Below are 12,139 nucleotides of genomic sequence, written 5' to 3'. Positions count from 1 at the left end.
AGGAGACTTACTGTTATGAAGACCGAATTTAAAACGAAATTCCTGCAACATCTGAATATCAAAAAGCAGGAAGAAGGCTTCACCTTAATCGAACTGCTCGTCGTAGTTATCATCATCGGTATTTTAGCGGCTGTGGCGTTACCTTCTTTACTCAGCCAAGCCAACAAAGCCAAGCAAGTAGAAGCTCGTAACAACGTTGGTGCAATGAACCGTGCACAACAAGCTTTCTTCTTAGAAAAAGGTCGATTTGGCGCTTATAGTGAACTCGGCGTGGGTATCCAGACTGAAACAACTAATTATAAATATGAGTTCAATCCACCAGCTCCCACTACTGCGAATTCCGGACTTGCTATTTTGGCTTCCACTCTAACTAATGGACTCAAGCCCTACACAGGTTTAGTCTGGGCAGAAGTAGATGAGACTACTTCTCAATCCACCACTCGTGCTTTATTGTGCGAAGAAAAATTACCGAAAGCAGAAGCCGGTAGTCCAACTCTGGGTGGTGCTGCGACTGACTGTGGTGCTATGGTCAACCTGGGTGAGTAATTTTCCATCGGCAAGGCTATACCTGTCCTAGATAATTCTTCCAAGGTTTAGAGAGCCAATCGTCAGATTGGCTGTAATGGGGGAGGGGTAATAAAATCCCCTCCCCATATTTATATCCAATCATCATTTTCACAAGGGATAAAAACTGCTCATTGCTGACCGGCTTTTTAAGATATACTGATCTAGAAATCATTAAAGTTAATATAAAATTACCGTTAATTGGATAAACATATCACCGAGGGGTGAGTTGCTTCCGCCCTAAATTGAATCAAAAATGCAGTCAAATCAGTTCTATCACTTCTATCAATTGGGCCCCCATATTTTATCCATGATGCCATGAGGTTTTTCAACAAGCATCATCATTTATTTTTCTACTTAATAGGCTCTTTTACTGTAGCAATCTTAAACGAGATGGAATCAATCCAGCGTTTCAGAGGTGGAAAACTAGGGAAATGAAGTTTGGGTCCGATTAAAACCCTACCTAATATTTTACAATACAATAGAAAATGCTAACGCAGGGGCAATCTAATTGATACCTCGCAACCCGCCAAAACAACCGGGTTATTTTAACATAAAAGCGGCGAAATTGAAAAGTTTTGATGGGTGATTTGGATTATGACATTTTTTTCTAGCCAACCCTGGGATAAAAATTTATTCCGGGAACAAGTTGAGCAATATAGGCGGACCGGAGACTATAGCAAAGCCACGACTCTCTATGAACAGGCTATAGAAGCAGAACCGGATGTGAAATCCCACTACTGGCATTTGGGATTAATGTTGCTATTGCAACGAAAAGAAGAAGAGGCAACTAGCACATGGCTCTTGGGAATGCTGGATGGAGAAGAGGAGCAGGTGGACTCATGGACGGCAGAGTTGTTAGATATTCTGGAACAAGAAGCACAATATCAAGAAACGGGAGCAGATCGGCTACAAGCTTGGTTGATTCGCGGGCATATCAGAGAAATTAACCCGGAAGACCTCAATAACCTTTTATCCTTAATTCACCTGGGGATTTCTCTTGACAATTTTGGGGGAGAAGAACTGAGAGACTGGGGAGTGAGCGACTTGCTACAACAGCCTGACAAGGGATGCTTGGATCGAGACAAGTTACTGCAAGTCTTCGGCGAAATTTTATCACATCATCCCATACAACCGTCATCCCTAGACTTTATAGAAGCGGCTCTACCCCATCTCCGGGAGCATTACGATGTGATTGGGATTTTATTGCCCGCTTCTTTGGAAATTGGTTACTCTCTGAGACAAATTAGAATAGCAATCTCTATTTTGGAGATGGCTTTGCAAATCGATGAACACAATCTGGAAGTTTTAAGGCATTTAGCGGCTTTTTATCAATATGGAATTGATTACTCCAAAGGAATAGAATTAGCGAAAAAATGCTATTCCCTGGTGAAGACACTGCCTGAAAAAATTTTTGCAAATCACTTATTAATGAGGGGCCTAATGAGTGCAGGGGGTCACTGGGAAACCGTTTGTTCAACTATCGAAGAACAGGAACGGTTGCTCGCGTCTTTGATTGCACAAGAACCGACTCCACTTCCGCAAGCAACGGTGGCACGTTTACTGACTTCCGGCTATTTTTTCCCCTACTTTCGAGATCAACCCCGAGAGAACCGAGAGATTATGAATCAGTTATTGGAACGATGCCAGTGGCATTTCCAATTTTTGAATCAGCAAGTTGAACAGGTCAGACCCTATTATCAACCCTCAAATGGCAATCCTAAACCCAAGTCTAATGTTCTCTCCAAAAGACTAAACATTGGCTATATTTCTCATTGTTTGAAGGTTCATTCCGTTGGGTGGTTGGTGCGATGGTTAATCCAGTATCACAATCGCGAACGGTTTAAAATTCACGGTTATCTTGTCACTAATCCGGAGGTGGGAGACCCATTAAATGAGTGGTATATCCATGAAATAGAATGTCCTCGAAAGCTGGGAGGTAACAATTGGGAAATAGCGGAGCAAATTTATCAGGATGACATTGATATATTAATCGATCTCGATAGTATTACGATGGATGTTACCTGTGAGGTAATGGCACTGAAACCTGCTCCTATACAAGTCACTTGGCTCGGCTGGGATGCTTCGGGGATTCCGATGATCGATTATTTTATTGCCGATCCTTACGTTTTGCCTGAATCTGCTCAGGAGTATTACCGGGAAAAAATCTGGCGATTACCTGAAACTTATATTGCCGTGGACGGGTTTGAGGTCGGTGTACCGACGCTTCGTCGTGATGAGTTGAATATTCCGAGTGATGCCATTGTGTATTTCAGTGGCCAGAAAGGTTATAAACGTCATCCAGATACGGCACGACTGCAAATGGAAATTATTAAACAAGTGCCAAATAGTTACTTTTTGATTAAAGGTTTTGCGGATAACCAATCCATCCAGACGTTCTTTATTAACCTGGCGGAAGAAGAAGGAGTAGCGTGCGATCGCCTCCGATTTTTGCCGCCTACTCCCTCGGAAGCGATTCATCGTGCGAACTTAGGCATCGCCGATATCGTCCTCGACACCTATCCTTATAACGGCGCAACCACCACATTAGAAACCCTCTGGATGGGGATTCCCCTCGTCACCCGGGTAGGGGAACAATTTGCAGCCAGGAACAGCTATACGATGATGATGAACGTCGGTGTCACCGAGGGGATTGCTTGGACGGATGAGGAGTATGTAGAATGGGGGGTTCGCCTAGGCACCGATTCATCTTTGCGGCAAGATATCTCCTGGCGACTGCGGCGATCGCGACAAACTGCCCCGCTTTGGAATGCCCAAAAATTTACCCGAGAGATGGAAAATGCATATACCCAAATGTGGGAAACTTATGTCCGTGGTCTTTCGTAAATCTTGTTAACTCCAAACCCCAACCCGATAGGCTTGATCTTCCCTAAAATCTGAAACCCTTTACCATTAATGGGTTGCCCGAGAATGTCACCGGGGTTTGGTTTCATAAAACTTGATTCATTTATCCCGATACCAGGCCTATTATGATAGGATCACAGGATGACTAGCCTCATAAATTTATAATTGCAATTTATTGGGCTATAGCGATCCTAAATCAGTTGTAACCCAGCTAGTGAGAGAACTGCTCAGACTACAGCGGTGGCAATTCTCACTGCTCCCTCTGATTTGGGGTCACAATAGGTCACTTTATTTATATATCGCTCAGGACTTAACTCCAAATGACTCCTATTAGATTGCATATCGGAGGGAAAGAACCTCACCCGGATTGGAAAATCTTAGATATTGAACAGCGTCCCGAAGTAGATTATGTGGGTGATGCGGCTGACTTGAGTCAGTTTGAAACCAATTCCATTGAAGCCATTTATGCCAGCCATGTGCTAGAACATTTTCACTATGGCTTGAATAATGAACTGATTAATACCTTAAAAGAATGGCATCGTGTCTTAAAGCCTGGAGGGAAACTCTTGGTTAGCGTTCCAGATTTGAAAGTTTTATGTTGGCTTTATCTTAATCCTAATTTACTTCCTTTAGAACGCCATCACTTGATGAGGATTATGTTTGGAGGCCAGGTAGACCAGTATGATGTTCATAAAGTAGGGTTTGATAGTGAAACTTTAGCAATGTATCTCGGCGAGGTTGGGTTTGCCGAATATGAGCAAGTCTCCGAATTTAATCTATTCGACGACTGCAGTAGTTTACGCCTCATAAATACCTTAATTAGTTTAAATGTGATTGCTACAAAATCATCCCTTACAGTTTCGGGAGACTAATATCAATCGACTGCTTTAACAGCCGGTGGATAGTTCTTGAAGATTACGCTTAAACCTCAACTCATGTCATGTTCTTCTACAACGGCAATCTGCACGACTCTAGCAGCATCGCACTCTCGATCGCTGACCCTGCTCTCCTGTACGGTGCCACCGTATTCACCACTCTACGGGTTTATGAGCAATCCTTGGATTCTCCCCTGACTGCATGGCCTCAGCACTGTCAGCGCTTGAAATCCTCCCTGGAACCCTTCCATTGGCCTGAACCGGATTGGCAGCGGGTGCGGGAGGGGGCGGAGTTGATGAGGGCACAGTGGCCGGTACTGCGGATTGCGATTTTCCCGGATGGGAGAGAATTAATTATAGGGCGTATTTTACCACAGGAGTTGGCGATTCGTCAAGAAGTTGGGGTGAAGGCTTGGGTGGCGGCGGATTCTTTGTTTATACGATCGCTCCCTACCCATAAAACCGGCAACTATCTCTCCTCCTGGTTGGCGTTGCAAGCGGCTCAACGGGAGGGTTGTCAGGAGGCGATTCTCGTTGATGGTCAGGGGAATTGGTTGGAAACCAGTACGGGAAATCTGTGGGGATGGCGGGAGGGGCGGTGGTGGACTCCGCCCGTGGAGGTGGGGATTTTACCCGGGGTGATGCGATCGCAACTTCTGAACTGCCTAGCCACTCAAGGTCATCCCGCCATCCTCGAACCCTGGACAGCCGAAGTGGTGAGCGGGTTTGAAGCCTTAGCCTATAGTAATAGTGTGGTAGAAGTCATCCCTATCTGTGAAGTCTTCTCAGAAAACCAAACCCGCCTTTATCCCTCATCCCATAACGGGTTCAGCCAATTACGTCAGCTTTTCCTGGGGTAGTTGCCCCGCAAATTCTGATAATACGTTAACATTAGTTAACAGAGTAGAATAAAAATAGCCCAAACACCCCCCATTCCAGAACTAGGAGGACCGCTGGTGAATAAAAAATGGAGAAACGCCGGACTATACGCAATGCTGGCGATCGTTGTCATCTTCTTGGCAACCACATTTTTTGAAAATCAAACATCAACTGAGGAAACCTGGCGCTACAGTCAGTTTATCCAGGAAGTTCAAAACAACCGCATTGATAAAGTCGTTATTAGCTCCGATCGCTCCCGAGCTAGAGTCACCGCTCAGGATGGTAAAAAGGTCGTAGTCAATTTACCCAATGACCCGGAACTTCTCAACATCCTCACGGACCACCGGGTCAATATTGAAGTCTCCCCCCAAGGTGATGAAGGCTTCTGGTTCAAAGCACTCAGTAGCTTATTCTTCCCTGTTCTCCTCTTAGTGGGCTTAGTCTTCTTGCTCCGTCGTGCTCAAAATGGCCCGGGTTCTCAAGCGATGAACTTTGGCAAATCGAAAGCGCGGGTGCAAATGGAACCCCAAACCCAAGTCACCTTCGGGGATGTCGCTGGGATTGAGCAAGCCAAGCTAGAACTGAGCGAAGTAGTAGACTTCCTGAAAAATGCCGATCGCTTTACCGCTGTTGGTGCCAAAATTCCCAAAGGTGTTTTATTAGTCGGCCCTCCGGGAACCGGCAAGACCCTCCTGGCAAAAGCCGTAGCGGGTGAAGCTGGCGTCCCCTTCTTCTCCATCTCTGGTTCAGAATTTGTGGAAATGTTTGTGGGGGTCGGTGCCTCTCGCGTCCGCGATTTGTTTGAACAAGCCAAATCCAACGCTCCCTGTATCGTCTTTATCGATGAAATTGACGCCGTAGGTCGTCAACGGGGTGCTGGTTTAGGCGGTGGTAACGATGAACGGGAACAAACCCTCAACCAACTCCTGACGGAAATGGATGGGTTTGAAGGCAACACCGGCATCATTATTATTGCTGCAACCAACCGTCCTGATGTCCTCGATGCCGCTTTATTGCGTCCGGGTCGTTTCGATCGCCAAGTTGTGGTCGATCGCCCTGACTATGCGGGTCGTCGGGAAATCCTCAACGTCCATGCTCGCGGTAAAACCCTAGCAAAGGATGTGGACCTAGACAAAATCGCCCGTCGGACACCCGGTTTTACAGGTGCTGACCTGTCCAACCTGCTCAACGAAGCCGCAATTCTGGCTGCACGACGCAATTTGACCGAAATTTCGATGGATGAAATCAATGATGCCATCGATCGCGTCCTTGCCGGACCCGAGAAAAAAGACCGGGTGATGAGCGAGAAACGCAAAACTCTGGTTGCCTACCATGAAGCCGGTCATGCTTTAGTTGGTGCCTTGATGCCCGATTATGACCCTGTGCAAAAAATCAGCATTATTCCTCGGGGACGTGCCGGTGGCTTAACCTGGTTTACTCCTAGTGAAGAACGTATGGATTCCGGTCTCTACAGCCGGTCCTATCTGCAAAATCAGATGGCAGTGGCCCTTGGCGGTCGGATTGCTGAAGAAATTGTCTTCGGTGAGGAAGAAGTTACCACAGGTGCTTCCAATGACTTGCAACAGGTGGCACGAGTCGCACGGCAGATGGTGACTCGCTTTGGGATGAGCGATCGCCTAGGTCCCGTGGCCCTCGGTCGTCAGCAAGGCAATATGTTCCTCGGTCGCGATATCATGGCGGAACGTGATTTCTCCGAAGAAACCGCCGCAGCCATTGATGATGAAGTTCGCAACCTGGTGGAACAAGCCTACGGACGAGCTAAAGAGGTGCTCGTTTCCAACCGTGCGGTGTTGGATGAACTCTCCCAACTCCTAATTGAGAAGGAAACCGTGGATGCGGATGAATTGCAAGAGTTGTTAGCTAATAGCGATGTCAAGATGGCGGCGATCGCCTAATCGACAAGCCTTTACAGGCAACCCTGCTGGGGATAAATCCCCCACCTGTAGGGGCGTTTCGCGAAGCGCCCCTACAATAAGGACTAAGAAACCCGGTTTTTGAATCCCCACCACAGGACCCAGAAACCGGGTTTTTGCGATAATTTTTGCCTCAACACCCTAAATTTAGGAAAGAAACCCGGTTTCTGAACCCCACCACAGAACGAACAACCAGTTGTCGAGATGGCACAGTCCTTTTTGTATGGGGAGAGATTATCCGCCTAGAACCTGGGTTGCGGGTGGGTAGACGCTCTTGAAAGTGACACCACAGTAGGAGACGCCACGCTGTGGGTCTGGCTATTCTCCGTTATAGAAAGTCAATCTAAAACGGAAGGAAGTCAATCATGCGTTTATCTACCTCGGTCTTACTGTTCGGTCTGTTGGTTTCTACGGCTGCTGTGCAATTCGCTGGATTTGCTTCTACTTCGCTGCAAGGGGTGGAGTCCGATCGCACCGCTGAGATTTTAATGTCCAATGAGTCCCGCTGTGGTCTTCATGATGGCCGTCGCTGCGACGATCGCTCGTAGTCTGATTGTTAGAATTGATGTCCAGTCTATTTTCAAGAGAAACTCTTCTTCCTTTATGGGTCTGGCTGTCCTAAAGGGTGCAATACAAAAATCACCGAATACTTAACAACATAGCGTTAATCTACGAGTTCAATTGAATACCGTTTACCGAATTCCCCAGATCCTAATGGTGCGATCGCCACTGCCGGAAGCGAGTCTACCCCCATCGGGACTAAACACAATGGATTCCACCCATCGGGAATGTCCGGACAAGGTTTCTACCAGTTCTCCACTGGCTAAATTCCAGAGTTTAATTCGACCCGTTAACGTACCTCCCGCAATGGTGTTGCCATCGGGACTAAAGGCCACAGAAAACATCGTTCCGGCATGACCCGAGAATGAACTAATTTCTTGACCTTTACTCAAATCCCATAATTTAATCGTATTGTCTGCACTCCCGGATGCCAGCATCTTGCCATTGGGACTAAACGCCACAGAAAACACGGTCCCCACATGGCCGGAGAGTTGCCGGGTTTCGGTTTGTGCTAATCCGGATTCCGTGGATTGATTGGCAACTGGCCATAATTTAATCGAACCATCCTCAGAAGCACTGGCTAGGGTTTGACCATCGGGACTGAACACTACAGAAAAGACGGTTCCTAAATGACCGTTTAAGGTTCCAATGGCTTCCCCTGAGTCCAGATTCCACAGGTAAATATTCCCCTCTTCCGAACCACTGGCTAAAAGTTTACTATCGGGACTAATGGCAATGGAAGAAATTCCCAAAGATGTCCCAGGAATGGTAGATAATAATTCTCCGGTGGCTAAATTCCAAATTTTAATCGTTCCCCCGTAACCATTGCTACTACTAACCAACAGAGTTCCATTGGGGGCGATCGCCACCGATGAAACCATTTCTCCGGCATCGGAATGTCCGGTTAAGGTACGAATTAAAGCGCCGGTTTCTAAATTCCAAATTTTAATCGTGCCATCAAAACTTCCCGAGGCGATCGCCAGTCCATCGGGACTCACCGCTACCGATCGCACGTCTTGGGAATGTCCCGTTAAAGTATTTGACAACTTGATATCATTAACCGCAATGGTTCGGGATAACTGCCGGTTGCCGGACCGTGAAACCGGGGATATTTTCCCTGAATCTGCCTTAACTGGGGCCGAATTTTCTGGGGAATTAACCGAGGCGACAGCAGTTTCTCCCCCATTCTCTGGAACAGGCAAAACCTCCTGAGTTACCTCCAAGGCAGATTGTTCTGCCACAGCGCCAGCATTCCCGATGCTAGAGAGTCCAAGCCGATACACATTCACCTGAGTGACGGCAACCACCCCAAACAGGACCACCCCGCCCCCCAAAACCAATTGCATTTTCCACTGTTCCAGCTTATCTAGCAGTGGATTTGGGGGCTTCAACACCATGAACTGGCCCCGAGATTTTCTCCTCTGATGCAACATCACATCAAGTTCCCCTAACCGTTGCAAAATCACCTCGGTACTTTGGGGGCGTTTTCCCGGTAACCGCGCCATCAATTCATCGATAAAATCGGCTAATTTTGGGGAAATATGAGGGGCTGCCTGTCGCCAGCGCAATTCATCATTGAGCGGGTCATAAAAATCTAGGGGATGTTTCCCCGTGAGTAGCTGTACAAATGTCCGTCCCAACCCAAAGAAATCGGACTGGGGAACGGGTTTACCATTTTCCTGTTCCGGCGGTGCATATCCTTTAGAAGAAATCACCGTTCCCTGTTTTCCTACGGCCATTTTTGCCAGATAGGTGCCGCTGACTTCCCGGGCGGAACCAAAGTCAATTAAGGTTAATTGTTCAGTTCCGAACGCTTTGATTTGGGCGGGGTCCCGCAGCATAATATTGGCCGGTTTAATATCGCGATGAAAATACTGCTGATTATGAACTTGATGCAAGATTTCTGTCAGTTGTAATAACCATCCCACTGCCTGTTGTTGGGTAATCGGTTCATGGTTACGACTGGCTAACCATTCCTCCAAATTCTGACCCTGAATTTTTTCCATCACCAGGCAATGGACTGGGGTCTTGCTATATCGAGGGGTAAAGGTAAAATAACCGCCCGGTTCCACTGCTGGAATGCCGGGGTGTCTGAGGCGTTGTAAAACAGCGGCTTCTTGTTTAAATAAGGTAATGGCCTTGGGATTTTGTTCCGTGAGGACTTTCAAGACCTTGGGAAACCCGCGATCGTCTACTTCAAAGGTTTGTCCAAACCCGCCGGTCCCCAGGAGTTTCACGATGCGATAGCGTCCTGCCACAACAAGTTCCGAACCGCATTGGCGACAAATGCGATTCTTGGCATTTAAGGGGTCTGTGGGTCTGGGACAGGAGGGGTTGATACAGTAGCTCATGGATGGCTACGGGCTTGCAATATCCCGGCGATAATAGGCTGGTCAGGGATGCCTGGACTTTTTAATATTAGACTTAATTCTAAGGTGTTGATATCATCCCGATGAATTAATTAAGCGGGAATCTTGACAACTGAGGGTAGAGGTTATAGGTCAGTAAAGGGTGCTTCTGGCACAGGCGGACTAGGCAGAGTAGGGGAACGGGGTTGAACGGCGAGGGCCAGAAAATCTTCGCGATCGCCTCTTGATGATCTCTTCGGTACGCTCCTTCCATTACGATAACAAGGAGTGCTCACGAAAGGGGGGAAGGGTCTGACGAAGCAAGAATCACAGGTGGAGGCCAGCAAGGGTTGAGATATTAAGGGGTCTGAATTCTCCCAAGAGGCCAGATTGTAGAAACGTCAAAGGATGATGTCTGAAAAGTCTTGGTTAAAATTATTACAACAATACCGTGCGATCGCGGTGATTCGTGCGACAACCTTTGAATTGGGGTATGAAATGGCCCGGGCGGTTGCCAGAGGCGGGATTCACCTGATTGAAATTACCTGGAATAGCGATCGCCCTGATGACCTGATTGATATCCTGCGATCGGATTTACCGCACTGTACGATTGGCACTGGCACTCTGTTAAATCAGGTGGATTTGCATCGGGCGATCGCTGCCGGTGCTCAATTCCTGTTTACCCCCCACACTGAACCGGCCCTGATTCAAGTCGCTGCTGCTTCTGGAATCCCCATCATCCCCGGCGCGCTTTCTCCGACGGAAATCGTCACCGCTTGGCACGCCGGGGCCAATTGCGTTAAAGTCTTTCCTATCTCAGCAGTGGGTGGCCCGCACTATATCCAAAGTCTTCACGGCCCCCTGGGTCACATTCCCTTAATTCCCACCGGCGGGGTCAATCTCCAGAATGCCATCAATTTTCTCAAAGCAGGGGCGATCGCTGTCGGACTCTCTGGGGATTTATTTCCCAAAAAACTGCTCGCCGACCAAGATTGGGACGCTATCTCGGACCAGGCCCGAATCTTGACCTTTTCTATCCAAAACTTTAATAATAATGAGATAACCTCCTTTGGAAATTAACCCCTTTGGGATTGTAGCTAACTCTCAAATCACAGTCCCAATCCCCCAACTTACGCCCTTTTTAACACAAAACCCCGTTTTCAACAAGTCTGTAGGAGATATCAATTGTCATGAAAAAAAACATCAGCTGCATCCGTCTGAGTCCCGTTCGTTTGTTGGGCGCAATCACTGCCGTGACCCTCTCTGCTTTCTGTGGGTTTTCTCAACCCCAAGTTGCTCAAGCGGTAGAACATGACCGGATTGCCCGCATGATGCTCGATCTGCAATCCTCTCCCGATCGCTGGATTCAAATTGACCTCACAGAACAAAAATTAATGGCATGGGAAGGCAATAAAGTCGTCTATGCCGTCAGTGTTTCTACAGGGAAAGAAGGGCATTTGACTCCTCCAGGTACCTTTGCCGTTCAAACCAAGTATGAAGTCACCCGGATGCAAGGAGACACCTATGATGTTCCGGACGTTCCGTTTACCATGTACTATTATGGCGGTTATGCCATTCATGGTGCCTATTGGCATAACAATTTTGGCACGCCCATGAGTCACGGTTGTACTAATGTTGCGGTCAATCATGCTGAATGGTTATTTAATTGGGCCGAGGTGGGAACGCCGATTGTAGTTCATTATTAACATTAATCCGGAAACGACTAAAGTCGTTACTACAAACTAAGAAAATCCTTCTTCCGTTCGTAGTAACGACTTCAGTCGTTCTTAATCCGGAAACGACTGAAGTCGTTACTACAAACCGGGGAATTTCTCTTCAGTTCGTAGTAACGACTTCAGTCGTTCTTAATCCGGAAACGACTAAAGTCGTTACTACAAACCGGGGAATTTCTCTTCAGTTCGTAGTAACGACTTCAGTCGTTCTTAATCCGGAAACGACTAAAGTCGTTACTACAAACCGGGGAATTTCTCTTCAGTTCGTAGTAACGACTTTAGTCGTTCTTCTGGAGTGCGAGCATCTTGCTTGCTATTGAAGAAAGCGAGCAAGATGCTCGCACTCCACACCCTCGCTACCAACCCACTCCTGAGAGCAA

9 protein-coding genes are annotated in these 12,139 nt (G+C 47.3%); 8 read left to right on the top strand and 1 reads right to left on the bottom strand.

All coding sequences use genetic code 11. The features are described from left to right. Positions 1 to 15: 15 nt before the first annotated feature. The 6 genes from NG795_RS16135 (at position 16) to NG795_RS16110 (ending at position 7,665) form a co-directional block, all read left to right on the top strand. Positions 16 to 546 (top strand): type IV pilin-like G/H family protein, encoded by a 531-nt coding sequence (locus NG795_RS16135; protein ID WP_367289677.1) that lies wholly within the window; start codon positions 16 to 18, stop codon positions 544 to 546. 615 nt (positions 547 to 1,161) lie between these two features. Beyond that, the gene (locus NG795_RS16130; protein ID WP_367289676.1) at positions 1,162 to 3,411 is read left to right on the top strand and encodes an O-linked N-acetylglucosamine transferase, SPINDLY family protein; all 2,250 of its coding nucleotides are present in this window, start codon (positions 1,162 to 1,164) and stop codon (positions 3,409 to 3,411) included. Between the two features lie 338 nt (positions 3,412 to 3,749). Next, positions 3,750 to 4,301 (top strand): class I SAM-dependent methyltransferase, encoded by a 552-nt coding sequence (locus NG795_RS16125; protein ID WP_367289675.1) that lies wholly within the window; start codon positions 3,750 to 3,752, stop codon positions 4,299 to 4,301. 68 nt (positions 4,302 to 4,369) lie between these two features. Beyond that, on the top strand, positions 4,370 to 5,164 hold the full coding sequence (locus tag NG795_RS16120) for an aminotransferase class IV (protein WP_367289674.1): 795 nt from the start codon (positions 4,370 to 4,372) through the stop codon (positions 5,162 to 5,164). A gap of 96 nt (positions 5,165 to 5,260) precedes the next feature. Further along, positions 5,261 to 7,099 (top strand): ATP-dependent zinc metalloprotease FtsH3, encoded by a 1,839-nt coding sequence (gene ftsH3, locus NG795_RS16115; protein ID WP_367289673.1) that lies wholly within the window; start codon positions 5,261 to 5,263, stop codon positions 7,097 to 7,099. 383 nt (positions 7,100 to 7,482) lie between these two features. Next, positions 7,483 to 7,665 (top strand): hypothetical protein, encoded by a 183-nt coding sequence (locus NG795_RS16110; protein ID WP_367289672.1) that lies wholly within the window; start codon positions 7,483 to 7,485, stop codon positions 7,663 to 7,665. A 144-nt stretch (positions 7,666 to 7,809) separates the two neighbouring features. On the opposite strand, the gene NG795_RS16105 is transcribed toward NG795_RS16110, so the two are convergent. Continuing rightward, positions 7,810 to 10,029 (bottom strand): protein kinase domain-containing protein, encoded by a 2,220-nt coding sequence (locus NG795_RS16105; RefSeq protein ID WP_367289671.1) that lies wholly within the window; start codon positions 10,027 to 10,029, stop codon positions 7,810 to 7,812. A 408-nt stretch (positions 10,030 to 10,437) separates the two neighbouring features. Between NG795_RS16105 and NG795_RS16100 the strand changes: the two genes are divergently transcribed. Beyond that, entirely contained in the window at positions 10,438 to 11,106 is a 669-nt protein-coding gene (locus NG795_RS16100; protein ID WP_367289753.1) for a bifunctional 4-hydroxy-2-oxoglutarate aldolase/2-dehydro-3-deoxy-phosphogluconate aldolase, read from the top strand. 110 nt (positions 11,107 to 11,216) lie between these two features. Next, a complete protein-coding gene (locus tag NG795_RS16095) occupies positions 11,217 to 11,732 on the top strand; it encodes a L,D-transpeptidase (RefSeq protein ID WP_367289670.1) in 516 nt (171 codons plus the stop codon). Positions 11,733 to 12,139 lie beyond the last annotated feature (407 nt).

The organism is Laspinema palackyanum D2c (assembly GCF_025370875.1).
Lineage (GTDB): Bacteria > Cyanobacteriota > Cyanobacteriia > Cyanobacteriales > Laspinemataceae > Laspinema > Laspinema palackyanum.
The sequence above is the reverse complement of the archived record's forward strand: the minus strand, read 5'-3'. Positions and strand labels throughout refer to the sequence as shown.